The sequence below is a fragment of the Lacticaseibacillus thailandensis DSM 22698 = JCM 13996 genome (assembly GCF_001312865.1).
Lineage (GTDB): Bacteria > Bacillota > Bacilli > Lactobacillales > Lactobacillaceae > Lacticaseibacillus > Lacticaseibacillus thailandensis.
The window spans coordinates 21,163-46,510 of sequence record NZ_BBER01000001.1 but is presented as its reverse complement, the minus strand read 5'-3'; the positions used below and the strand labels follow the sequence as shown (position 1 = coordinate 46,510).

The following is a 25,348-nucleotide window of genomic DNA, read 5'->3' as shown; positions in this document are numbered from 1 at the left end:
GACAATTATGCGCCCGACTGCTTGGGCCCGGACTGATCGTCGGCAGGCTTCGCAAAGACCTGCCGTGGCTTACTACCCTGGCTTGGACCGATATAACCCCGGTTTTCCAGGTCATCGATCAAGCGGGCTGCCCGGTTGTAACCGATGCGGAACCGGCGCTGTAACATGGACGTGCTGGCGGACTGTTTCTGCGCCACAAAGGCCAGCGCATCGTTAAACAATTCGTCCTCCTCAGCGCCGGGCTCGTCAGTTTGTTCATCCTCAGCGGTCGGAATCATGCTCTCGTCGTAGGCTGGCGCTACCTGGTTAGTGATGTACTGCACCACCGCCTCGACGTCCGCCGACGGAATGAAGGCACCCTGTACCCGCTGTGGTTTGTTCATATCAATTGGATCATAGAGCATATCACCACGGCCCAGCAGTTTCTCGGCTCCGTTCATGTCCAGAATGGTCCGGGAATCCACCCCGCTGGAAACGGCAAAGGCAATGCGGGACGGGATGTTGGCTTTGATCAACCCCGTAATGACGTCAACCGATGGCCGCTGCGTAGCAATAATCATGTGGATGCCAGCTGCTCGGGCCATCTGCCCGATGCGGATAATGGCGGTTTCCACCTCGGACCCCGCAACCATCATCAGGTCAGCCAATTCATCGATAATCACCACGATAAACGGCATTTTCTTCGCGTTACCCGTGGGGTCTTGTTGTACTTTCCGGTTGTACTCTTCCATGTTACGAACACCCGCCGCCGAAAAGGCTTCGTAACGCCGTTCCATTTCCTTGAGAATCTTATTTAGAGCGGCTGGGGCGCGCTTAGCTTCAGTAACAACTGGTGCGAGCAGGTGCGGGATACCATTATAGATCGATAGCTCAACCTTCTTTGGATCGATCAGCATCAGCCGCACTGCTGACGGCTTGGTGGTCATCAACAGACTGGTAATGATAACGTTGATCATCACGGACTTCCCGGATCCCGTCGCCCCCGCGATCAGCAGGTGCGGCATCTTGGCCAGGTCACTCGTCACGATGTCCCCCGTCACGGTTTTACCCAGTGGCACTACCAGGGGCTTGTTTGGGTGCTGCTTAACCGCGCCAAAGACTTCCTGAAAACCCACGGTGGCTACGTGTGCGTTCGGCACTTCGATCCCAATCAAACTCTTACCGGGGATCGGCGCCTCAATACGAATATCCTTCGCTGCCAGCGCCAACGCCAGGTCGTCAGTCAGGTTCACAATTTTCGACACCTTGACCCCGACGGCCGGTTCAATTTCATACTTAGTAATGGACGGCCCGAGGCTCGCCGACTTCACGGTCACGTCGACCCCAAAACTCTTGAAGGTCTGTTCCAATTTGGTCCGGTTCTTCTGAATCGCACTGAGCTCTTCGGACTGGTCAACCGGCTTTGGCTGGGATAACAAGTCCAATGACGGCAACTGGTAATCGTCCGTAGGCTCCCCCGTCTGGGCCAACGCGTCGTCATAAGACAGTTGCTCGGCGTGCTCCGGACTCGCCGAACTGCTGGATGCCGCAATATTCTGTGCCCCACTGGCCGCCGCACTGCTAGTCGGCGCCGCGGAAGACGGCACGTTAATGTGAAAATCATCTGCTGTCGTAGGTGTGTCCACTTGACCGACTAGTGGTTCGTCGTGATCATGCGGCGTCGGTAGATCCTTATCGTCCGCTTTGTGCGCCGTCTGCGCTGCCTTAGCCTCAGCCCGACGTTGTTTCCGGCTGGCAACCTGCGCGTCTTTTTGCGCGTCATCGGCCGCACGCTCGTCGTGCGCAGTACGCCAATTAGTGTAAGTGTCGCGGAGGCGCCGACCACCCTCAGCCAACCAAGCACCGAAACTCTGGAGTGCATCAAACAACTGGGCGGGTGTAACGCCCAAGAAGATCATGATCCCAGCCAGGATCGCCAAACCGGCAACAATGTATGAACCGAGTGACGAAACCAGCGCATAGGTCAACGTGTAAATGGCACTACTGATTTGCCCGCCACCAATTGGGTTGGCGGTAGTTAGTTGTTGAAAGTCAGCTTTGAGGATCGCCCACGAGGCGGACAGGAAGTGACTGTGAACGGCCAACTTGTTCATGGTCGTGGCTGTCATCCAGAGTAATACGCCCACGTAAAAGAGGGCGAAGCCCCACCATACACGGTGCTTAATGCGCGGCATCTTGCCGGTAAACAGCAACCATGCACCAAGTACGGCCAGTACCCACGCGGCGACGACAAAGCTATCCCCGACCACGATGCGCAACATGTTGGCAAAGGTCACACCAATGAGTCCCAATTGCGTGGCGGTCAAGACGCTCACGAGGAGTAGGATCGCGCCCACCCAGTTAAGTGTATAATCCCCGCTACTTCTGCGCCGGGCGGTTGTTTTACGTGCAGTTGTCGTTTTGCGGCGTCTCTTTGCCATTACGTAGTGCCCCCATTTCTCTTACCGATTATACAAGACTTCTGCCGTGGTGTCGCATGAGTATGACCCACCACGGTGCGTGGGACCGCCATAACGCCGTAGCTGGTGCGTAGCGAACCGCGCCTTGACGTGCACTGGGAAGCGGTTCACCCACCCCGAGCTGGTCAGCACGCTACCCCACATCTTTGGACCAAAAAAAGCGTGCCCGCCAGTGACTGGACTGGGCGGAAACGCTCGCGGTGGGTTACTTCAACTTATCGTGTGGATATTCGTGCACCCGTTCCAGGCCGGCGAAGTTTTGCTGCCGCAGCGCTTCATAAATGACCAGTGCCGCGCAGTTTGACAGGTTCAGGGCCCGAATACCGTCCGTCATCGGAATACGCAGGCAACGGTCCGCGTATTCGCGCAGGAATGGCTCCGGCAAACCGGTCGTTTCCTTGCCAAACATGAAGTACTGGTCGCCCGTGGTCGCCGATAGGTCGCGATCCGAATACGTTTCGCTGGCAAACTTAGTGATCAAGTGGAGCCGCCCGCGATCATGCACCGTCGCCATAAAATCGTCCAGACTGTCATGGAACACCAGTTGCAACTTGTCCCAATAATCGAGTCCCGCACGTTTGACCGTGTGGTCGTTAATTTTGAATTTCATCGGTTTGATAATATCCAAAATGGCACCCGTGCGACGCACGTCCGGGCGATGTTCCCCGTGTTTTGCGGAATTTCTGGCTGGTATAAAACAATGTGGTTGGTCAACGCACTTACTTCCTTTGCTTAATTAATTTGCTACTGCGGACTACTGCTACGTACTAAAAGTACCTGTGCCGCCAAAAGTCGACGCTGATGACAGCAGCAATGAGTACCGAAATCAAAATGGTGATGGCCCAACTGAGTGCCGAATGCGAGAACGGCAACGCGACGTTCATCCCGTAAAATGAGAACACCAGGGTGGGAATCGTCAAAATGATGGAATAACTGGTCAAAAACTTCATCACACCGTTCATGTTGTTACTAATGATCGACGAATATGTATCCGCAGTTTCCTTGATGATCGAATTACTAATTTGCGACATTTCGGTCGCTTGCTGCACTTCAATGCCGATATCTTCCAGCAGGTCCTGCTCGTCCTCGGCCAAGGTTAACTGGTGCTGCGCCGCAAGTTATCCAGCACGTTCCGGTCCGTCCGTAAACTCATCATGAAGTACACCAAACTACGCTGAATGCTCATCAGGCCGTACAGGTCATCGTTCCGCAAGGACTTTTGTAACTTGGCCTCGGTCCGCTCGCGCTCCTTGTTCATGTCCCGCAGGTATGCGAGGTAACTCACGCTCACCTGGTACATCATCTGTAGCGCGGCCAGCATGCGCCGTTCGGGGTCAAACCCCGCGACTTTGCCCTCTACAAACATGCCCAGCAACGGTACCGGCTCCTCGTGAAGGGTCACGATACAATCTGGGGTGATGATCATCGCCAGCGGAATGGTTTTGTAGCTATACCGCTGGTGCTCATGGGCCACCACCGTGGGCATGTCGTAAATAATCAGCCCACTATGGTTATCCTCGTCAAACTCAAAGCGGGCCCCTTCGTCAGGGTCCAACCCGTAGAGGAGGAAGTCCTCGGGCACGTGGCTTCCTGCAGCAGTCGCGCCCGCTCGTCCCTATCCGGTGCCACCACGTTGATCCAGGTGCCCGGAGCAATTGTTTTAACTGGGTAAAGTGATCCGGCCGCATTGCGTCGATAAACATCCAGCATGGTGCCGCCCTCCTCGTCCTGATTGAATAACCCCATTGTACGGCACTGGCTGGTAAAAGTCAGGTCACACTTGCCCCGTGTAATGCCTGAGTGGCGGGCGGTAGAACCGCGGTAGCATTGTCCCGGCCACAAAAAAAAGCGGACCACCTCGGTGCTAAGCACGGCGAGATGATACGCTAGTGGACCTTAGTCGCAAACTTTTATCAAACCGGCAACCACGCACCTGATAAAAGTCGGAGATTAATCGGCCTTGCAGAAACTATATCACCGACACGTTGTAAATGCAACCCTTAACCGCCCGCGGAAAATAGCCTCGTATCGCCGTCACCCTAGGGTTCAGCGCCATTCATGGTCATAATGATTTGTGACAAGGCGGTTACAAAGCCAGCTGTCCGATCACAATCGCCAACGTGTCCGCCAATTCACTTTCTTTTTGTTAGTAACCAGTGTATAATGAATATTGTTGTTAAGCGTATTGACCGACCAGTCAAGGGATGCTACACCGAGTCAACAATCGGTAGCACCTACCAGTATAAAATCATTTGCGCACCCCGTGTGCGAGAAAGGAGTTCACTATGGCCAAGAAATCAAAGATCATGAAGGCCCGGCGTCAAGCAGCGACCGTGGCTAAGTACGCCGCCAAGCGAGCGGAGTACAAGCAGCAACACAATTATGCTGCCCTAGCGACGTTGCCCCGCGACGCCTCGCCAGTGCGGCTGCACCATCGCGACCGTATCGACGGACGTCCACATGCCTACATGCGTAAGTTTGGCATGTCTCGCCTCAACTTTCGGCGGCTAGCGCACCAAGGACAAATTCCTGGTGTGCGCAAGGCTAGCTGGTAAGCATGACACTTTAATTGCATGAATCATTCAACACCAATTAGTTGCTAATTGGTGTTTTTTTTATGGCAGCAACTTAACGTCTCTTGTTGGGTAAGTGACCTAAACCACCCAGTTGTCCAGTAAATTCATCCGGATAGTTAAGGACATCCGGCGTCGAAGCCCGCAGCGCGGCCACCGTGTAATCGGCCGTCTCACCGTGTTCGCCCAAATCTAACCCGAGCCGCTCCTCCTGGGCCCCGACACGCATGGGCAAGCAGCGCCGCAACGTCACCGTAATCAGCGCCACCATGCCCGCAACGATGATGACCGTGACCAACGTACCCAGCAGTTGCACCAACAACAACCGCATACCACCACCATAGAGCACCCCCGCGTGTTTAATTTGTGGAGCCACGTCTTTGCTGGCGAACACACCCGTTAACAGGCTACCCACAATCCCGCTAACGCCATGGCAGCCAAAGGCATCCAGGTATCATCCACACCGAGGTGAGGCTTCACCAACTGGATAAAACTGTAACTGGCAATCGTCGCCACTAGCCCAATCACCGCGGCCCCCGCACAGGTGACGTAACCAGCCGCCGGGGTGATACCCACCAGCCCACAAAGTGCTCCCGTGCAGACACCAACCAGCGTCGGTTTTCCCGTGCGATAGACGTCCAGGACCATCCAGGCTACCAGGCGCTGGCGGCGGCAACACTGGTAGTGAGGGCTGCCGTGACCGCCGCCCGGTTGACACCCAATGCCGACCCAGCATTAAACCCATACCAACCGATCCACAAAATCGCCGTACCGAGTAATACCCACGGACGGTTATACGGTTGAAACCGGGACACCCGCCGCCGACCCAGGAACACCGAGAGGACGAGTGCCGTCACACCGGCATTGATGTGAATGACAGTGCCACCAGCAAAGTCGAGCATCCCCAAGCCTCCTAGGAGACCGCCTGGGCCCCACACCATGTGTACCAACGGGTAGTACACCAGGACGGACCAGCACACGATAAACCACGTCAGGTACTTAAAGTGCATGCGGCCAACCACCGCCCCAACGAACAGGGCCGGCGTAATAATGGCAAACATCATCTGGAACAGTACGTACGCCCCGACCGGTAGCCCCGTCCCCATCACGTGGTCAAGTGCACGCCAGACAAGAACAACCCGTGAATCCGACCGATAATACCGAGGACGTTCCCGTTAAAGGCCAATTCGTAGCCACCACCAACCCAGAGCAAGATTGCGATCCCCGTAATGTAGAACACCGACAGCATCGTATTCACGACGTTACCCTTGGAAACCATGCCACCGTAAAAGAAGGCTAGTCCCGGCGTCATAAACCACACCAAGACACTCGCGAGTATCACAAATGCCGTATCAACTGTATTCATTGGTTGTTCCTCCCTCGATTGCACTATACCGGCATGGTAGCACCGGTTAACGCTTCCCCCCGACAATATTTTCACCAATTGGTATAGGCCTTGGGCAGCACGCCCAACATAAAAAGCGCCGTGACGGTCATCCGCCACGGCGCAGTTTTGTTCAATTCGCGTAAGCTTTCCTCACAAGGGTACTTGACAGTTTTGCACTTACAAGCAAAAATGTCAGTTTATCTGTCATTAAAGTGGCCGGGTGTGGACCGGAACGGCGGGTACCAGCTCGCCGAGCAAGTGGGTCCCGTGTGCTTGGTTAACCCCCATCGCGCTGGTTACCTGCTCCTTATTACCGTCGTTAACGCCACCACCGGGCATAACCTCAATTTTGCCCTGTGCCCAAGCAGCAGTTTCCTTGAGAACCGGGATGTTGTCTACGACGTTCGTGTCCAGCAAGCCCCCATGGGTCAAAATCCGCCGGAAACCATGGTCCGCCAGCCAATCCAAAGCGGCATGCTGATCAGCCCGCGGAATCCAATCAAACGCCAGGTTGCAAACCAGGTCCATGCCACCCGCAGCGGCAATCAGGTTTTCCATGGCGTCTGCGTCCAGGTGGTTGTCCCGGGTCAGCACCCCAAAGATGACGGCGTCGACCCCGAGTGCCTGCATTTCAAACATATCGGCTTCCATCATCTTCAACTCAATGTCATTGAAGTAGTAATCCCCACCACGGGGGCGGTCCATAGCCACGACCGTCATGTCGTGTTCGTGGCAATACTTCAGCGTTTCCGCCATCACCCCTTTACTGGGGGTCAAACCACCAGACGCGAGGTTACCGGTCAATTCGATGCGCTGGGCGCCCGCACGCATGGCGGCCGGCACTAAGGTAAAGTTCTCAACGGCAATTTCATTCAGCATGTTTTGTTCTCCTCATATAACTGGTAACTGGTGAGTGGTTAACGACCACCCGCCAGGAATTTTTGACAACATTTGCCGTACGGGCTCGACACTGCAGACCCGCGCGCTACAATACCATGACTAACACGACCACAATTCCTAAAGCAATGCGGTACCACCCAAAGCCCTGGAAGTCGTGCCCCTGAACAAACCGCAACAACCACTTAATGGTGAGCCAGGCAACGATCCACGAAACGATGAACCCTACCGCTAAGACGGCAAATTGTTCGCCGGTAAAAGCGTTACCCTGAGCAAAGAACTTTCCTAACTTCAAGATGGATACCCCAAACATGGTGGGAATCGCCAAGAAGAACGAAAATTCAGTGGCGACGTAACGGGATGTTCCGAGAATAATAGCCCCCAAAATGGTGGCACCGCTACGACTAGTCCCCGGCACAATGGACAGTGCCTGGAACAACCCGATGCACAGCGCCAACTGGAACGAAACATCAGCCAAGGTGTTGATTACCGGGGTCCGCTTGGCGTTCCAACGTTCGATCACGATGAACAAAATCCCGTAGAGAATCAACGTCGTCGCGATGACCGGCGGCGTCTGCAGGTGTTCATCCATCCAGTCATTCAGTGGGAAACCAATGATAACACTGGGAAGGACGGCCACAATGACCTTTGCCCATAATAACCACGTGGACCGCTTCTCGGAGTGGGACTTGCTGGGTGCCAGCGGGTTCAACTTGTTGAAGTACAAGATCACCACGGCCATGATGGCCCCCAACTGGATCACGTAGTTAAACATGTCCTTGAATTGCTGCGACTGGCCCATATGGATCAGTGATTGCACCAGGTCGATGTGGCCCGTGGAACTAATCGGCAGGAATTCAGTCAACCCTTCAACAATCCCAATAATAATGGCTTTAATGATATCAATCATGGTATTTTTGCGTCCTCCTATGTATACACAATGCTTCAAGTATACCAGAGGTCAGCAAAATAGAATATTAAGCAAAGGTGACGTTTACGGCTTCTGGCGCCACGATGTCTTGCTGCACAATGGTCAGCAAGCCCGTCTCGGCATCACGCCGGTACAGCGTTGCGTTATCCGAATTCTGGTTGACGGCCAACACAAACTGGCCACTCGGATCCAGATTGATGTCGCGCGGAAATTCGCCGGCGGTGGTAATGTGCTGGACGGGAGTCACATCACCACCAGCATCAATGGCCCAAACGGTGATGCTGTTATGCCCGCGGTTGCTGGTGTACAGAAAACGTCCATCAGCACTGATTCGTACGGCCGCCGCCCCATTTTGCCCGTGCCAATCCGGTGGCAACGTGGACAGCCGCTCACGGGCAGCAAAGGTCCCAGCCGCTGCGTCATAGTCCAATACCTGTAACTCACTGGCCAGCTCCCCTAGTAGGTAAGCCACCGGTAGCGTTGGGTGAAAGGTAATGTGGCGGGGGCCAAAACCAGGCGCCGTAGCAAAGGTGGCCACCGGCCGAATTTGACCCGCCGCATCAACGTCATAGGTCGTCACGGCATCCGCCCCTAAATCACAGACCACTAGGCGTCCATCCGGCGTTAAATTCGTGTAGTGCACGTGGGATGCTTCTTGTTCTGGCCGCGGCCCGGAGCCCGTGCACTGATTGCTGCTGGCTAACGCAATACCACCATCATCGCGGATCACAAAAACGTCAATCCGCCCCATGTGGTAGTTAGCCGCATAAACCAGCCGGCGTTGGGCGTCAACCGCCACGTAGGCTGGAGACGTACCCGGTAATAACACCGAGTTAATGACGTGGGGCGTACCCGCAAGGTCAATTGCTACCACACCCCCGGTACCGTCCCCCGCGGCCACGGCGTACATCTTGTCGCCATTCACCGCCAGATACGTTGGCCCGGACACCGTCGTGATCAACGGTGTCGGTGTGCTCAGCTGTTGCTTGGTCGTATCAAGTACGGCCCGGTAGATACCCTTGCCATTGCTCCGGGTATAGCCACCGAGATACACTGTTTCTTGCATGGTAATTTCCCCCTTTGTCACCAGTATACCCGAAAAAGAAAGCGTATTCCCCAAATTGTGAAATTATCATCGCGATAATGGTATGATGGAATTAATTTCAGTAAGTGAGGATGGTACAACTATGGAAATCACGGCAACGGTTACGGCAATTGGGCCACACGCAATCAGCCAGACGGACCCACTGGTCATTTTGTTCGGTCAGGAAGCCACGCCAGAACTGGCCGACGTCTCGGTGATCCAAACTTTTGACCAACCAGCACAACAGAAACAGCTAGTACTGCACCACGGAGACCACATCTACATTAACGACATCAAGTTTCGCATCTCGGCGGTGGGTAGCTTAACCAACGCCAACCTGCAGCAAATCGGCCACGCCACGCTCATGTTTCAACCGGTGCCCAACGAGGACCGGCTGGGTAACGCCGTCTACTTGGTACCGACCGCACGCCCAACCTTTACGGTGGGCACAACCATTCGCTACGTGATGAACGACTAATTCACGACTGATCCTAATACAAACAAACAATCCTTCCTGTCAATGGCAGGAAGGATTGTTTGTGTAGTGGTTCTTGATAATTAGGCCCCTGTCAACAGGTGATGGGCCTGCGCAAATTGCCGCATGTCGTCCGGCATGGGGGCCGTTAGGCGTAACGTTGCTCCGGTGTAAGGATGCCGCAACGTGAGCGCGGCGCAATGAAGCGCTTGTCGGCCCACGCCGGGAGCGCCTCCGTACAAATCATCCCCCACCAGGGGACGATTAATTGCGGCAAAGTGTACCCGAATCTGATGCGTCCGGCCCGTGTGCAGTAGCACGCGGCTCAAGGCCCAGCGGCCATGTTGAGCTAACGTCCAGTACTCCGTAGCCGACTTTTTGCCGTCCAGGGTCACCGCCCGGCGCATGTAAAACTCGCTGGACAATCCCAATCGCATCACCATCCAGCCGTGGGCCGCCAGTGGTTCATTACCGCCACTAATTGCGTAATACTCCTTACGCATCTGCGGGCTGTGCAACTGCCGGTCCAACAAGGAATGCGCCATACTGTGCTTGGCAAAGATCATCAACCCGCTGGTATCCCGGTCCAATCGGGTGACCACGTGCACCGCCGTACTTTCCGCGTGGGTCACCTGCAAGTAATGCTTCACGAAGTTCGCCATCGAGTCTGGCTGGTGGTTGGCTGCAGGAATGGACGCAGTCCCCGCCGGCTTGTTGACGATCAGCAGGTCCCGGTCTTCAAAGACGATGTCGATGGGCCCCGGGGTGGCGACCACGCTGTCCGCTGGCTGCTCGGGTGGCAGACGCAAAAATACCGCGTCTCCGCGGCGAATTTTGTACGTAGTATTACGCTGGCGATGGTTCACAAAGACCATACCCCCGTGGTACTTCATTTTTGTCAGCAGGGTCAAACTAAACCCTTGGTGACGCAAAAACTTTTGTAGGGATTGGCGGGGGCCCTGATAATTCCACGTAAAATCCATTATTTTTTTCGCCCCAATAAATGCATCCTCGACGCGATCCCAGAAGTGCATGTGCCGGTACTTCGCAAAGTAAATACGCTCAGACGCGATGCGGTACGAAATAGCCTTTACTGGCCGGTCGGACATACTGAACTGGTCTACCGTCATCGTGTAGTTAATGCCTGGAACGGGTTTGAGCGTGACCCACTCATCCGGAGCAATGATAATTGGCGACGACAACGTCCGGTAGACCCGATTATTGATGGACGCAATCTCCGTCATTTGCAGTGCCTCCAGCCGTGGGTGTAATACAGCGCCCCCCGCCGATTTGGCGTAACCAGTAGAACCGGTTGGCGTCGAAATACATAAACCATCGCCACGGAAGCTTTCAAAGAAGTTGCCACTGATCATGACGTCCGTCTTCATGGTGCCCGTGACCCGCTTCAAGGTAGCCTCATTCAACGCAACGTAGTGTCCCGTTGAATCATCAGCGTACGTCACCTTCACATCGAGTAACGGGTACCCGATGCGCTGGCCATTATCGGCTTTAAGGGCCGTCACTAATTCATCCAGTTCGTAATCCCGCCAGTCCGTATAAAACCCGAGGTGCCCCGTGTGCACCCCCACAAACCGAATGGAATCCAGCGATGCATTATAACGGTGGAAGGCCGACAACAGCGTCCCGTCACCGCCCACGGTAATAACCACTTCCGGGCGGGCCGGGCTAACCTGAAACCCGGCGGCCTGGAGTTTTTTTGGACAAGGCGTGCGCCGCATCCATACTCTTGGTACCCGAATTATGAAAAACCCAAACGCGCACTGCTATGCCCCCTTTGACGGCGTAGTGCCATCAGTATTGCCGTCAGCGCTTGGCGGTAATTCTTGGCCCTTGCCGTACGAAAATAATTGCTGTGCTTCCTGAATTTCTTCACGAATTTCCGACATTTCTTTGTCCAGTAAGAAACTAGCTTCGGCGGCCCGCTTCAACCGGTCCTTGATATCGTCGGGAAATTCCCCGCCGTACTTGTAGTTGAGGGAGTGCTCGATTGTCGCCCAGAAGTTCATCGACATGGTCCGAATCTGCACTTCGGCCAAGATCTTCTTCTCCCCGTTCACCATCTGTACTGGGTACTCGATGATGATGTGGTACGATCGGTAGCCAGACGGTTTGACGTTCGTGACGTAATCCCGTTCCTCCACGATCGTCATGTCCGTACGCTGATGCAACAGGTCCACAACCGTGTAAATATCCTCCACGAACTGGCACATAATGCGGAAACCCGCGATGTCCTGCATGTCCGTTTCGAGCACGTCGTCCTTAATATGCCGTCGTGCTTGCTTTTCGATGATGGAATCAACCGTTTTAACCCGCGCCGTGACGAATTCGATCGGTGAGTGGGCGTTATTTTGTTGAAATTGTTTACGCATGCCGCGCAGCTTGATTTTGAGCTCCGCCACTGCCTGTTCATAGGGCATCAAAAACTTATCCCAATCACGTGCCATACCGGTTGCCTCCTTACGCAATGAATACACCACATTGTAACATAGCCCCATCAAAGTGCGGCAGTCGGTCGGGCTGGTGTCACGGGTTATACTTCAACGCTCGTGAATAGCCGCTAGTTTGCGGTCACCATCAGCAAACCACGTCGGCCACTGGCACCAACGCAACTGCTGACCGTCAACCGTGACGTAGTCGCCCGCCACCAAGGCGGCTAACCACGCGTCCGCAGCCAGGGCGGCGACCTGGCGCCCACCCATGAGCGGCACCCGGGCACCCACAACGTAATCCATCCACCAATGCGTCATCCCGGCGACAGTCCACGTGGGTACGGCCCAAAAATCGAGCAACCAACGTACTCTTAACAGCCACTCCTTGGTTTGTAATCCCGGCACCCCACTCAACTGCTGGTGCACCACCACTGGACAACCCGCCAAATGCACACCACGTTGGTAGCACAAAGCCTGCACGGCCATGGTGTCCCGGTCCCGGTAGGCCAACGCCTGCAGTATCTGTCGGGCCGTAGAGACACCGGACGTACTTTGCGCGTGCCAGCGCGCAGGACGGGCGTTGGGGGCCAGTTGCTCCACGTTCCAACCTGCGTTGGTGAGCCCCCACCACGCCCACATGTGCCGCGTATGCGGGTCCACAAACCGCAGTTCCCGCCCCCGCGTAGCACTCCACGTTTCAAACTTGGCCGTTGCGGGTCCGGGCTGCTGACCCACGTAGCGTGGCCCCAACAGCCACTGTACCGGCAAGCCCAACTGTGCATACCCCGCCGTCCGCTCGGCTAATCTTTGTACGCTCAACGGCGCACACTGAAATTCCAGTGCCTGCACCGCATCGCCCCGGTGCAGCAACACATCGGCACGCTGCTTGACGGCTGGTAAGTATACCTCAAAGTCGGCCTGCCAACCAGCTGCCCGTGCCCACGTCGCCAGTAGGTGTTTACCCACCATGTGGTCCCGACTCTCTGGTTCGCCCACGACGCAATCAGATCCGGCCCGGTGGGCAAAGTGGGCCGGTAACACCTGTCCGTTGCGAATTATCAGCTCAGCATGACAAACCGGACACCGACAGACCGTCCCCGTCACTTGCAACGCCGTGGCCTGGTCGTGGGCATCCAGTTGGATGCGCTGCCCCGCATCATCAATCGCTACAAACATCCCATCACCCCCGTACAGGGTGATTTCGCGGCGCTCCGCCAGCTGGCACAGTCCACCCACCAAAAAAGTCCGTCACCGAGAGATGCGGTGACAGACTTTTTGGTATAACGACCAGCTAATTTTTGAAGGAGTGGATCGGCGCCGGAATGTGGCCGCCCCGGTTCACGAACTGACTACTATCACCGTCGTTCACGGCCATAATTGGGGCGCGGCCAAAGATGCCGCCAAACTCCACCACGTCACCAACATCCTTGCCGGCAACAGGAATCACCCGCACCGCCGTGGTCTTGTTGTTGATCATCCCAATAGCAGCTTCATCCGCAATCATGCCGGCAATGGTCGTGGCCGGCGTCTTACCAGGAACGGCCACCATGTCGAGACCAACGGAACAAACCGCGGTCATAGCTTCCAGTTTTTCCAGACCAATGTGGCCCGCAGCCGCAGCGGCGATCATGTTAGCGTCCTCGCTGACCGGAATGAACGCCCCGGAAAGTCCCCCGACACGTTCTGCGGCCATGATGCCGCCCTTCTTGACCGCGTCATTCAACAGGGCGAGGGCCGCCGTGGTGCCGTAACTACCACGTGGCTCAGCCCCATCGTCTCCAAAATTTCGGCCACGGAATCACCCTGGGCCGGGGTTGGGGCCAACGACAGGTCGACAATGTTAAACGGCACGTGTAGTCGCTCAGCCGCAACTTTGCCCACAAACTGGCCCATCCGTGATACCTTGAAGGCCGTCTGTTTGACGGTCTCACACAGTTGTTCAAACGGCGCATCGGGAATCGCCGCAATGGCGCGTTGGACGACGCCGGGGCCTGATACCCCGGTGTTAATGGCCACGTCACCCTCACTAACACCCCAGAAGGCCCCCGCCATGAACGGGTTATCTTCAACAGCGTTACAGAACACGACCAGCTTCATGGCGTCCTGCGGCTTGGGTGTAGCTACTTGCTGAACGATTTCGCCCATTAGCTTGACCGCATCCATGTTCATCCCCGACTTGGTGCTCCCAATGTTGACCGACGAGCACACGCGTTCAGTCTGCTGTAACGCGGCCGGAATACTGTCGATCAACGCCTCATCGGCAGGGGTCATGCCGTTTTGGACCAGCGCCGAATAGCCCCCGATCAAATCAATATCGAGGTCCTTAGCCGCCCGGTCCATGGCCTGGGCAATCTTAACAAAGTCGTAGCTGGTATCGCCGCCGGCTAATAACGCCACGGGGGTGACCGCCACGCGCTTGTTCACGATGGGGAGGCCGTATTCCTCCTCAATCTGGTCCGCCACTGGCACGAGGTGCTGCGCTTTAGCCACAATTTTGTCGTACACAGCCTGCGCGGTAGTGTCAAAGTCGCCACGAATGCAGTCTAATAATGAAATGCCCATGGTGATAGTCCGGATGTCGAGGTTTTCCTCGCGAATCATCGCAATAGTTTCGGATATTTGCTTACTGTCCATGGTGTCCCCCTAAAGTTCGTGCATTGCGTCAAAAATTTCGTGGCGCTGCATCTGGATGGTCATCCCTAACTGTTCCCCGGTCGCCTGTACGGCCTGCTTGACCGTGGCAAAATCAGCGTCTGCCGGTAAAGTTGCCCCCATCATCATGGTAAAGCTACCATGCAGAATGGTCTGGGTCATGTCCACGATGTTCACGTTGTGGTCAGCCAACGTCTGCGCCACCGCGGCCACAATACCGACCCGGTCTTGCCCCATCACTGTCACTACTACGTCCATTACGCGTTCCTCCTGTATGTGTCTGCTGCATCAATTATCGCCATTGTACCATATGGCACCCTGCCGCCAACGCGCAGCAATACTGGAATTGACCGGTCCCCAATCACACCCGTAAAAAAATCCCGTAGCCACTTAGCTACGGGATCTACGGGATCAATCAAGCAAACTTTAGTAAGCTTTGCCCTGGTACACAACGTAATTAGGAAAGTTAAAGTTGTAATCCGTCAAATCGGCGACGTTAATCACCGCCGTGACACCAATTGCTGGCATTAGGTTGATTGGCATTTCGTTGCCATCTGGTAGCACGAGAATGACGGGCTTCCGGATTCCGTAGGCATACCCAATTTCCCATAGAACGCCCGGATCACTGTTCTCCAATTTGGGGTCATACAACGCAATCACCAAATCCGTGTTGTTGATGCCCTGAACATCACCATTAAAGGTCGCCATCTGCCACTCGGTGTCAGAGAGCAATTCTGGATGTTCCGTCGTGTCCAAACCCTTGTACTGGTGTGCCAACGGCAGGTAGCTGTTGTCCATATCAACAGTGGTGTTTTGCTTCAGTGCCGCAACACCCGCGTTCATCAGCGCAGTTTGTTCTGGATTGAACCAGCTTGATGCAATATATGCAGTTTTTGTCATTAGTAACCATCCTTCAAATAAGTTGATGTTAACAGCATATCATCATTTCACTGGTTACGGGGACACCCACCAACCGTAATGTTTCCCAACTAAACCGCTCCCATCAGGTCAATCAGCGGCGTACATTGTCGTGGAACAATTTACCACTGGGCCAGCAAGTGGCCATACACGGCTAAAGCCTGATTAAAGTCGGCTAATTCGACAAACTCATCAGTCTGATGTGAAGTGCCGTTGCCGGGACCGTAGATGGCTAAAGCCGTCCCCGGTAAACACATCAGCGCGGCATCAGTAATGCCGGTGTCCCCCGCAACGGGCGCCGGCGCCAACTGCTCAGCGGCCCGCGCCGCTTGCACAGCCTGGACCAACGGGTTATCGGCCGGAGTGCCAACCGGGTCCAACGTGGAATCAACGCTCAAGTCCAACGTCACACCCGGGACATTGACCGCCGCAACCGCTTGGTGCAAGGCCGCGACAAACTGCGCGTTGTTTGCTGTAGGAATGGTGCGAATGTTACCACGCAGATGGCCCGCTTCGGGGATGATGTTGACCTGAGCCCCGCCATTGATCAGGGTAATGGCGTGCGTTGGGTGCCCCAATAGCGGTGCGGTTTGGGCGAGTAGTGGTGCCACTGCCGTCTGCGCGGCCTGATGGAAGGCAACCAAACCGTCAATGGCGTTAGCCCCCAACTCCGGCTGCGAGGAGTGCGCCGCTTTGCCCCGTGCCGTCACCGTGTAATCGATAATGCCACGCTGGGCGGGCTTGATGACGCCCTCACTGGGCTCACCCACCAAGAGTGCCTCCAGGTGGTCGGCGTACCCCGCCGCGGCCAACTGGCGGGCCCCGTAGTTGTCCACTTCCTCACCCACGGTGGCGAACAACACCACTGGGTGCACCGGATGCGGGACCGCGGTCGCCTGCCGCTTCAGGGCAACTACCAACGCGGCCAGTCCGGCCTTCATGTCGGTAGCACCCCGACCGTAGATGCGGCCACCAACGACCGTAGCTGTGAAGGGCGCGTGTTGCCATTGCTGCTCGTCGCCAGCCGTGACCACGTCCATGTGGCCGTTCAACCCGAGCAGGTGGTCGGTGCCCTCACCATAACGGATTACCAGGTTGTCGCGACCTGGCGCAAAGTTGACGCGGGTACTCGCCAGCACCCCAGACGCAATCAATGGTTGCAGGTAATCCTCAATAATATCGGCCACCAAACTTTCGTCCTGACCCACCGTGGGTACGGCCATAATTTTTTTGCAATAACGTGAGTGCTTCAGCTGGATAATTTGACATGAGAGCCTCCTGAATGACTTAATATGCAAGAAAGTGAATTTTTATGTTGTCTCAAGTATAGTCATTTGGCGGGGTTGGGGCAAGGCGGGAGTTAGTGCAACGAAGATAGAACGGGGGGGGGCCGTGCGCGATCTGTCTGCCAATTGCTATCGGACCTCTGTCTCTCGGCTGGGCTGCGCGCAGCCTCCGAGTGGCGGCGAGTATGCGCTAAAGCGCTAACTCGCCGCGCAAAAAAAATCCTCCGCGAATGCACATAGCGCACATTCACGAAGGATGGTTGATAGACTGTAAATTATCATGTGATTGACGTTGAACCCCACAACTATTTGCCATCGCGGGTTACCGCTTCATGGCTGCTATAGCTTGTTCAACCGTTAGACCGCGCCCGACCTTGTGACTGTCGTGCTGATCAATCGCAATAAATTCTTGCGTCTTCATATCAAGTTGTAAACGATACTGCATAATATTACCTCCATTCATGTTTCGTGGTGCGAATGGTCTCGAGGTAGCGAATACTAGTATATTACACTCTTTCTTACTTTTTGTCAATGTCATGCTGGAACTGACTTTGGTATAGCTGGTAATAGAATCCATGTGCCGCTAATAATTCTGCGTGCGTCCCTTGTTCCACCACGCGCCCACCATTGATCACCACAATGGTCGTGGCCCGCTGAATCGTGGACAGACGGTGCGCAATCACAAAGCTGGTCTTACCCTGCATCAGGTCCGCCATCGCATGTTGCACATCCAACTCGGTATTACTGTCGATTGAACTCGTGGCTTCATCCAGCACCAGCACCGGCGCATTCGTCACAAAGGCGCGCGCAATACTCAATAACTGCCGCTGCCCTTGCGATAATCCCGCCGCGTCCTCCGTCAACACCGTCGCATACCCCTGCGGCAGCTGCCGAATAAACGTATCCGCGTGCGCACGTACCGCAGCGGCTTGAACCTCTTCATCCGTAGCGTCAAGACGTCCGTTGCGAATATTATCCGCTACGCTAGCCGTAAACATGTGCGATTCTTGTTGTACCACCGTCACCAACCGCCGTAGGTTTTGCCGTTTGATGGTGGTAACATCCCGACCGTCCAAGAAGACCGCCCCCGCTTGCAGGGGGTACAAGTTTGTCAGTAGGTTCATCATCGTCGTCTTTCCGGCCCCAGTTGGCCCCACGATGGCCACCGTATCCCCGGGGTGCGCCGTAATATTAATGTCGTGCAAAATTTCGTGTCCGGGCACGTAGGCAAAGCTGACGTGGTCAAAGCGCACCGCCCCCGTGGTGGTCGTGACTGCCACCGCGTCAGGTTGATCCTGCTCTGGCTGTTCATCGATGACCGCAAACACCCGCTCCGCGCTGGCCAATGATAGCTGCAGCGTGTTGATCAGGTTCAAGGTGTTGTTAATGGGCCCAGTAAAGTTGCGCAGGTAGATCAGGAAGGTAAAGATAACCCCCACCGTGATGCCACCGCGATCGCTCACAATGGAAATGGCCCCAGCCGCCGTAATCAGCAGGTAAGCGAGGTTGTTGGTCATGTTGTTAAACGGCCCCATGGCCCCACTAAACAGTTGTGCCCGGTAAGCAGCCGCGGTGTACTCCGCGTTGGTGCTAGCAAAGTGGCGTAACGTGGCCGCTTCGTGGTTAAACAACTGCACGGCCCGTTTACCCGAAACCGATTCCTCAATCTGACTGTTCAGGTCCCCCAGCGCTGCTTGTTGCACCGTAAAGGCTTTTTGGGTCACCCGTGCCGCCATGCGGGAAAATGAGTACGTCATGACCGTGCTCAATAGCACGATCACGGTCAGTAGCGGGCTGAGCACGATCATGGCCCCCAGCATGCCCACCACGCTAATGATCCCGGTAAACAGTTGCACAAACGTCTGCATCAACGCCGTGTTGATGTTATCCACATCGTTAGTGAGTGTACTCATCACGTCACCATTATCGTGGGTATCAAAGTAGCGCATGGGTAACCGTTGTAGGCGAGCAAAGATGTCGTGGCGAATCCGCGCACTCGTATCCTGAGCCACGTCGATCATGGTGGCATTCTGCCAATAGGTGAACGCACTGGAGACTACATACATCCCCGCCAACATCAGGCAAATGATGTACAGTCCCCGCAAGTTGTCTTTGGCAATGTACGTGTCCACAACGATGCCGTTGATCCGGTTGCCTACAATCGTCACGGCCGTAGTGACTACCGTCATCAAAAACACGCCGACTAGGCGCCACTTTTTGCTGACAAGGTACGACCAGATCCGGCGTACCGTCCCGCGCCAATCATTGATGGTTACTTCAACGTGCACTCCACGTGGTGTGCCGGGACGGCGCCCACCGCCCATGTTACCAACATTACGCATTTGCATTGGCTACCGTCTCCTCGCCAAATTGGGCTGCCACCAGCCGTCGGTAAAATGACGACGTCCGTATCAGTTCCGCGTGCGTGCCGCGACCGGTGATCCGACCACCCTCTAGCACAATAATCTGGTCACAATCCACCAGGTTACTAATCCGCTGGGAAATAATCATGGTAGTCCGACCGCGTCGACTAGTACGCAACCGCTGCTGAATCCGCGCGTTGGTTTCTTGATCCACCGCGCTGGTAATATCATCCAACACCAAAATGTCGGAATCAGCCGCCAGTGCCCGGGATAAGTTCAAGCGCTGCCGTTGACCACCAGAAAAATTCTTTCCGTGTTGCTCAACCGGTAGGTCCAACCCACCACCAGCCGCATCGATAAAGTCATCCGCTGCGGCATCGTGTATCGCCCGGGCTAAATTGGAGTCCGTGCCGTCGGGTTGCCCGTAACGCAGATCATCGCGCACACTCCCGGAAAACAGCACGCTGTCCTGCAGGGCCACCGCCACTTTGTGGTGCAATTCGGTGAGCGTCAGCGCCTGTACGTCCGTGCCACCGACCATGATGTGCCCCTGATAATCATCAAAGGCACGGGTCAGCAGGTTAACCAACGTGGTTTTACCACTCCCCGTTGTGCCAATTACCCCCAGCCAGGTACCATCGGCCACGTGGAAGTCAATATCGGCCAAAATGGGCCGCTTGCCGTAGCCAAAGCTGACGTGGTCAAAGTCGAACCCACTACCAGCTGGCAGTTGGGCGTGCCCCGGTTGCTGGTCCAGCGCGTCCGCCTGATTTTCCTCATCAAGCGCGGTCCGCACCCGAATAGCACTGGTACTGGCCCGTGAAAAGGCGGTGATGATGTTGACCGTCCCGATCATGGCGTTGGTAATTTGAATCATGTAATTGACAAAGGCAATAATTTGCCCGTCCAAAATGACGTGCTGCATGTCCAGCCGGCCACCGTAAGCCAAGGCAATCACCACCGCCAGGTTCAGGACCAGGAGGATGACCGGCGACAAGATGATTGTCGAGTGTTGTGCCACCTCACTATCACTTTGGAGCTGCTCGTTGGCCCCATTGAAGCGGTGGTATTGACTGTCTTCCAGTGCGTAAGACTTAATGGTCTTCATCCCGTTCAAGTTTTCCCGCATGATTTGGTTTACGTGGTCAATGCTTTGCTGCACACGCGTAAACAGCGGGACGCTCCGCCGCACTACTAGCACCATAAAAATCAGCAGTAACGGCATGACGATGAGCAACAACCAGGCCAATTGGGGACAAACGATGACGGACATAACGGCCCCGCCCATCATCAACAGCGGCGCACGCACCATCCCCCGTACCATGATCAGCACGAGGTTTTGCATTTGGATCACATCGTTAGTGATCCGCGTAATGATGGTAGCCGGCTGCAGTCCCCGGGGGTTACGACTAGTCAGTGCCACCTGTAGCATGTGTTGCCGCAAGGCTGCCCCCATTTGCAATGAGGCGTAACTCCCTAAAGCGTTACACGACACCCCCGCCACAAGGCCCACGACCGCAAAGAACGCCATTAACGCGGCGGTCCGCAATACGTAGTGCATGTCACCTTTGCCTAACCCGTTATCGAGAATGCGGGACATCAATGTTGGTTGCTGCAAGTCCGAAAAGACTTCCCCGAGCATCGTGAGGGGGGCTAAAATCAAGCAAACCAGTGCTTTCCCATGTGTATGTTTAAAAACGATGTTGAACAAATCCGTGCGGCCAGAACTATAGCCTGGTCACTACCCCCTTTTTATCGGCGTAAACCACCGTTATTTGGCTGGTGGTGCAATAACCTTTGCTGCCATAAAGCACAATCGGCGTGTAGCCCGTGCCCACAACTTTGCAGTTGTCAGTACGTGCTACACGCCGATTTATCGGTTCAGCACACCTATTGTTGAATCTTGCGGGCCACCCCTTCGAGGTATTGGTGACTCGCCAACATTTCCTGGCAGCGCCACTGGTCCGCTAAGTTAATTTCGTAAATCCGCGAGGCGGTCGGATTAAGTTCCGACAACACCCGCACCCAATCAATTTTACCAGTCCCTAACGTCAGACTGTCGTGCGTCTGCCCCATGGAGTCCACCAGGTGGTAGTGCCGCACTAGTGGGGCCAGGTGGTGTAAACTGGCAATCAACGCGTCATTATCACCATGTAGGACGATAAAGCGTGACTAACATCATAGGCCAATGGTAACCCCAAAGCCAGCAGCTGATCCTCAAAGGCGGGTACCCCGTACTGGAACGTGGGCAACATACTGTTTTCAAACACCACGTGCCCCTGAGCCCGGCTCCGCAACTCACTGAGTCGTCCCAACACCACGGCCTGGGCAGTACGCAGGTTCGGCCAGTCACCAACGAGGTCAGGTTCCCCCGGCTTCTGGTTGTAGCCCCCATGAATCAAGGCAATCGTGCCGGTTGCCCGGGCAAAGTCGACCAAGCGCCGCGAGCTGTCCATCACGAACTGGTACAAATCGGGGTGGACGTCCGCATTGACACATAATTCACACCGCCAACCGTGCCATTTCATGGGGTGATGCAGCACAACCCGGGGCACCGTGGCTTGTACGTGCGCGACCACCTGGGTGAGGTGCACCCACCAGTGTCGGTGAAGTCGTCCGCCGTCAGGTGAAACTCAAAGACATCCGGATGGTACTGGAGGCGGTCCGCAATTTGGTCTTCGTCAGTACTAGCCTTTAACCCTAATTGCATCCTGAGACCCCCTACTGTGCCCGTACCGCCCGCACGATCCGCTGGGCGGCTTCATCCACGATCTGCGGATCCGTTGCTAGGTTCAAGCGGATATACGTCGCCGTGATGGGTGCAAACCATTCACCGTAATCAACCGCCAGGTGGGCCTGCTGCTGCACAAAGTCGTGCAGGTGGGCCGCATCAACGTACGCGCCCAGGTCGACAAAGCTCAGGTAAGTGCCCTGCAAATCATCAACCCGCACGTCCGGCGCCCCCGCAGCGAGAACAGCCTGCAAGTGCGCGTAGTTAAAGCGAATGACCGCTAGCAGGTCATCAAACCAAGCCTCACCCTGACGGTACCCAGCCTCGGCCGCGACCTGGCCCAACATGGTGCCAGCGACGTTATCGACCCGCTGCGCGTACTGGTCATAGTCCGCCCGCAGTGTAGCGTCAGGAATCAACACGTGACCATTATTGAGTGCAGCCAAATTGAACGTCTTGGAAGCCGCGTTAAGGACAATCAAGTGTTGCAACTGGCTCGGTGTGGCTACCGCCAGCGCGGAGGTAAATTGCGGTCCAGTAACTTCAAAGTCCTGGTGGATCTCATCGGCAACCACGATGACGTGGTACTGCTCCGCCAGCGTTAAAACGCGGCGTAACTCGTCAGCCGTCCAGATCCGGCCCACCGGGTTGTGCGGGGAGCAGAGAATCAGTAACCGGGGATGCTGTTGCGCAAAGACCTGTTCTAGGCGGTCAAAGTCAATTTGCCATCCCGTAGCGGTCCGCTGCAGGTCGGCTGACACTACTTTGCGTCCCTGGTCCTCAATTGCGTGCATGAACGGGTAGTAGACCGGCTCCATCACCACGACCGGTGCCCCCGGTGCGGTTAACCAGTCCACCATCATGTAGAGTGCCTTAACGATGCCCGTCGTGAGGCGCACCCAGTCGCGCTGAATGGTCACACCGTGGCGTCGCTGCATCCAGTCAGCCAACGCAGCGTAATAACTGTCTGGCGTGAAGGAATAACCGTACACCCCGTTAGCAACCCGCGCCGTCAACGCGTCGCGCACGGCTTGGGGGGCTTTGAACTCCATGTCCGCAATCCATAATGGCAACAGGTCCGTGGCGCCAAATTCACCCTGCAAACCGTCCCACTTTTCTGAATTCGTACCGCGTCGATCCACCAAGTTGGCATCAACAAACGCTTTTACTGCTACTGGTAACTGCACTGCCATCACCGTACCCCACTTTCCACAATATCAATAGCTTTATGGTAGCAGAAACCCTACCAATGAACAAAAAAAACAGGCCTACCGCGCGCCGTTAGGACAGCCACGACTCGTCCGCGTCGGCCTGGCGCCGCATCAACTTGCCGTGCTCATCGATCACCGCGTGCCAGTCCTGCGCCAGTGCCGCCGACACCCCCGTCATCAACGGTGCGGTCGCGCGCTTCATCGCGGTATACGTGGTGTAGTTTCCGGCACCAAGCCGGGCAAACAACTTGCGCGCGTAATTATCGGCGACAAAGACTGGCCGGTTAAACATGTACAGCAGCATGTCGTCCGCCGTCTCTTCGCCGACACCGCGGATACCCAACAATGACTTACGTAAAGCGGGCGTGGGGACGGCCGCCAACGCCGACAATTTGCCACCATGATCCTGGTACCACTGGAGCAACGCCCGAATCGCCTTGGTTTTCTGGTGGTAAAAGCCCGACGGCCGGATCAACTGTTCCAGCTGATCGGTCGGCATCGCCGTTAACTGCGCCACCGTCATGAACGGCATCATCCGTGCAATCACCTTTTCGGTGTTCCGCCCCGTGGTCTGTTGCACTAAAATCATCGCGATCCAGTCGGCTAGGCGATTATAGTTTGACCACCAGTGCTGTGGGCCATAGTGGGCCATTAGCCGGTCCAAAATCTGTCGTTGTCGCGTCTGTAGATTCATACTGTCACTCGCTCCTTACCACATTATCGTTGACTGCTATCCGTACCGCCCCGCACTTGCGCTTACAATCGACGGTCCCGGCACGAACGGCACCATCAGCCTTGCAGCCGGTCGAAAGACAGTTACTTAAAATAAGTAATGCCCGCTTTCGATTATAGCACAAGGCCTCACGCTTGCCGGCACGCACGTGCTTGTTTTACCGTGCCTGGGTGTCATAATGATAGTGATAACGGATGGAGGTAATTTAATGATGACAACTAAACAACACCGCGTCGCCATCCTCGGCGACGTCCACGGAAATTATAGTGCGTTGCGCGCCGCACTGGCAGACGCCGACGAGCAAGGCGCCACCGACTACATCGTCCTGGGCGACATTACTAATCGGGGGCCGGAGCCAGAACGGTGCCTGCGCGCCTTGCGTCCACTCCACCCGCTCGCGTGGGTCCTGGGTAACCACGAAGAAGTATACACGAGTCTGTTAGCGCACCGGTTCGTCGACTTTGCGGATAATGCCAAAGCCGTGATGGCCATCGTGACGTCTGCCTATGACCGCCGCCATCTGACTGGTGACGAGTTCCGGTGGCTAGCGAGCCGACCACTCCACCAGGACGTGACGGTTGGTGGAGTGCACCTGAGCATTTTCCACGCGACGCCGGAAAAGTGTCGTGGCCATTATACTGAACCCATGGCCCCCCAAGACCACTTTGACCAGGTGCTCGCCGATAGTCACGCTGACCTAGCCTTCTACGGGCACACGCACCAGCCCGTAACCCGGCGAACGAGCGACGGGCGGTACGTAATCAATCCGGGGAGCGTTGGGCAGTCCACCACCAAATGGATTCGCGGCGAAGTTGGCCGCGCTTGCTACGGCCTCCTGGATGTAGCCGATGGTGGGGTTCTCGGTTGGACGCAACGCTACGTACCTTACGACGCGGCGGCCGAAGCCGCATTAGCGGGAACCAAGGACGTGCCGTACGCCCAGCTATACCAGCGTTTAGTGACCACTGGTGAGTTCACTTACACCACCGAGAACGTCGCTGCAATCAACACGCGTGATCAACTAGGTACCGTCGCCGACAGCGCCATTACTGCTGATGAATGGTAATACACAAAAAAAATGCGGTCTGCCCGAGCAATTTCGGGCAGACCGCCTTTTTACATGCTGACTAATAAGCTAATCGTCCCTTTCCCCAGCGCGTACGATCTTGACGGGTTCACGCCACACCAGGTGCCCAAC

General features: G+C 55.7%; 18 protein-coding genes and 6 pseudogenes. 3 read left to right on the top strand and 21 right to left on the bottom strand.

What is annotated here, in order from left to right; translation table 11 throughout:
* Positions 1 to 5 precede the first annotated feature (5 nt).
* From JCM13996_RS00215 to JCM13996_RS12655, 3 genes and pseudogenes are all read right to left on the bottom strand, one after another.
* A complete protein-coding gene (locus JCM13996_RS00215; RefSeq protein ID WP_054749151.1) occupies positions 6 to 2,420 on the bottom strand; it encodes an FtsK/SpoIIIE family DNA translocase in 2,415 nt (804 codons plus the stop codon).
* Between the two features lie 244 nt (positions 2,421 to 2,664).
* Positions 2,665 to 3,173 (bottom strand): annotated as a pseudogene (locus JCM13996_RS00210) (tRNA (cytidine(34)-2'-O)-methyltransferase).
* Between the two features lie 53 nt (positions 3,174 to 3,226).
* Positions 3,227 to 4,169, bottom strand: a pseudogene (locus tag JCM13996_RS12655) (magnesium transporter CorA family protein).
* Positions 4,170 to 4,744: 575 nt separating this feature from the next.
* Between JCM13996_RS12655 and rpsN the strand changes: the two are divergent.
* Positions 4,745 to 5,014, top strand: a complete 270-nt coding sequence (gene rpsN / locus JCM13996_RS00200) for a 30S ribosomal protein S14 (protein ID WP_054749150.1) — start codon at positions 4,745 to 4,747, stop codon at positions 5,012 to 5,014.
* Positions 5,015 to 5,087: 73 nt separating this feature from the next.
* Here rpsN and JCM13996_RS00195 read toward each other — a convergent pair.
* From JCM13996_RS00195 to JCM13996_RS00180, 4 genes and pseudogenes are all read right to left on the bottom strand, one after another.
* A pseudogene (locus tag JCM13996_RS00195) lies at positions 5,088 to 6,398 on the bottom strand (ammonium transporter).
* 228 nt (positions 6,399 to 6,626) lie between these two features.
* Positions 6,627 to 7,298 carry a copper homeostasis protein CutC gene (locus JCM13996_RS00190; RefSeq protein WP_054749149.1) on the bottom strand — a complete coding sequence of 224 codons (672 nt, stop codon included), beginning with the start codon at positions 7,296 to 7,298 and terminating at the stop codon, positions 6,627 to 6,629.
* Between the two features lie 106 nt (positions 7,299 to 7,404).
* Positions 7,405 to 8,226 (bottom strand): undecaprenyl-diphosphate phosphatase, encoded by an 822-nt coding sequence (locus tag JCM13996_RS00185; RefSeq protein ID WP_054749148.1) that lies wholly within the window; start codon positions 8,224 to 8,226, stop codon positions 7,405 to 7,407.
* 67 nt (positions 8,227 to 8,293) lie between these two features.
* On the bottom strand, positions 8,294 to 9,313 hold the full coding sequence (locus JCM13996_RS00180; RefSeq protein ID WP_054749147.1) for a lactonase family protein: 1,020 nt from the start codon (positions 9,311 to 9,313) through the stop codon (positions 8,294 to 8,296).
* 121 nt (positions 9,314 to 9,434) lie between these two features.
* Between JCM13996_RS00180 and JCM13996_RS00175 the strand changes: the two genes are divergently transcribed.
* Entirely contained in the window at positions 9,435 to 9,809 is a 375-nt protein-coding gene (locus JCM13996_RS00175; RefSeq protein ID WP_054749146.1) for a PTS glucitol/sorbitol transporter subunit IIA, read from the top strand.
* Positions 9,810 to 9,889: 80 nt separating this feature from the next.
* On the opposite strand, the gene JCM13996_RS11310 is transcribed toward JCM13996_RS00175, so the two are convergent.
* From JCM13996_RS11310 to JCM13996_RS00110, 14 genes and pseudogenes are all read right to left on the bottom strand, one after another.
* Positions 9,890 to 10,789, bottom strand: a complete 900-nt coding sequence (locus JCM13996_RS11310; protein ID WP_054749650.1) for an RluA family pseudouridine synthase — start codon at positions 10,787 to 10,789, stop codon at positions 9,890 to 9,892.
* Positions 10,790 to 10,795: 6 nt separating this feature from the next.
* Positions 10,796 to 11,588 (bottom strand): annotated as a pseudogene (locus JCM13996_RS11305) (NAD kinase); the annotation flags it as partial.
* 2 nt (positions 11,589 to 11,590) lie between these two features.
* On the bottom strand, positions 11,591 to 12,271 hold the full coding sequence (gene yjbM / locus JCM13996_RS00160; protein ID WP_054749145.1) for a GTP diphosphokinase: 681 nt from the start codon (positions 12,269 to 12,271) through the stop codon (positions 11,591 to 11,593).
* A gap of 93 nt (positions 12,272 to 12,364) precedes the next feature.
* Positions 12,365 to 13,432, bottom strand: coding sequence for a competence protein CoiA (locus JCM13996_RS00155; protein ID WP_156321776.1), 1,068 nt, complete (start codon positions 13,430 to 13,432; stop codon positions 12,365 to 12,367).
* A 115-nt stretch (positions 13,433 to 13,547) separates the two neighbouring features.
* A pseudogene (locus JCM13996_RS00150) lies at positions 13,548 to 14,890 on the bottom strand (PFL family protein).
* A 9-nt stretch (positions 14,891 to 14,899) separates the two neighbouring features.
* Positions 14,900 to 15,166 (bottom strand): ACT domain-containing protein, encoded by a 267-nt coding sequence (locus tag JCM13996_RS00145; RefSeq protein WP_054749143.1) that lies wholly within the window; start codon positions 15,164 to 15,166, stop codon positions 14,900 to 14,902.
* A gap of 168 nt (positions 15,167 to 15,334) precedes the next feature.
* Positions 15,335 to 15,808, bottom strand: coding sequence for a nucleoside 2-deoxyribosyltransferase (locus tag JCM13996_RS00140; protein ID WP_054749142.1), 474 nt, complete (start codon positions 15,806 to 15,808; stop codon positions 15,335 to 15,337).
* A gap of 140 nt (positions 15,809 to 15,948) precedes the next feature.
* Positions 15,949 to 17,049 carry an ArgE/DapE family deacylase gene (locus JCM13996_RS00135; protein ID WP_054749141.1) on the bottom strand — a complete coding sequence of 367 codons (1,101 nt, stop codon included), beginning with the start codon at positions 17,047 to 17,049 and terminating at the stop codon, positions 15,949 to 15,951.
* Positions 17,050 to 17,434: 385 nt separating this feature from the next.
* Complete coding sequence (locus JCM13996_RS12110) at positions 17,435 to 17,557, bottom strand: hypothetical protein (RefSeq protein ID WP_263848826.1); 123 nt, start codon at positions 17,555 to 17,557, stop codon at positions 17,435 to 17,437.
* 73 nt (positions 17,558 to 17,630) lie between these two features.
* A complete protein-coding gene (locus JCM13996_RS00130) occupies positions 17,631 to 19,454 on the bottom strand; it encodes an ABC transporter ATP-binding protein (protein WP_156321840.1) in 1,824 nt (607 codons plus the stop codon).
* Positions 19,447 to 21,186: an ABC transporter ATP-binding protein gene (locus JCM13996_RS00125; protein WP_054749139.1), complete on the bottom strand. Its 1,740-nt coding sequence runs from the start codon at positions 21,184 to 21,186 to the stop codon at positions 19,447 to 19,449. The genes JCM13996_RS00130 and JCM13996_RS00125 overlap by 8 nt, the downstream gene beginning before the upstream one ends.
* A 179-nt stretch (positions 21,187 to 21,365) precedes the next feature.
* Positions 21,366 to 22,185: pseudogene (locus JCM13996_RS00120) on the bottom strand (sugar phosphate isomerase/epimerase).
* Between the two features lie 11 nt (positions 22,186 to 22,196).
* Entirely contained in the window at positions 22,197 to 23,399 is a 1,203-nt protein-coding gene (locus JCM13996_RS00115; RefSeq protein WP_054749138.1) for a MalY/PatB family protein, read from the bottom strand.
* Positions 23,400 to 23,487: 88 nt separating this feature from the next.
* Positions 23,488 to 24,111 (bottom strand): endonuclease III domain-containing protein, encoded by a 624-nt coding sequence (locus JCM13996_RS00110; protein WP_054749137.1) that lies wholly within the window; start codon positions 24,109 to 24,111, stop codon positions 23,488 to 23,490.
* Positions 24,112 to 24,358: 247 nt separating this feature from the next.
* Here JCM13996_RS00110 and JCM13996_RS00105 point away from each other — a divergent pair, with 247 nt between their 5' ends.
* A complete protein-coding gene (locus JCM13996_RS00105) occupies positions 24,359 to 25,216 on the top strand; it encodes a metallophosphoesterase family protein (RefSeq protein WP_225353383.1) in 858 nt (285 codons plus the stop codon).
* Positions 25,217 to 25,348: the final 132 nt, after the last annotated feature.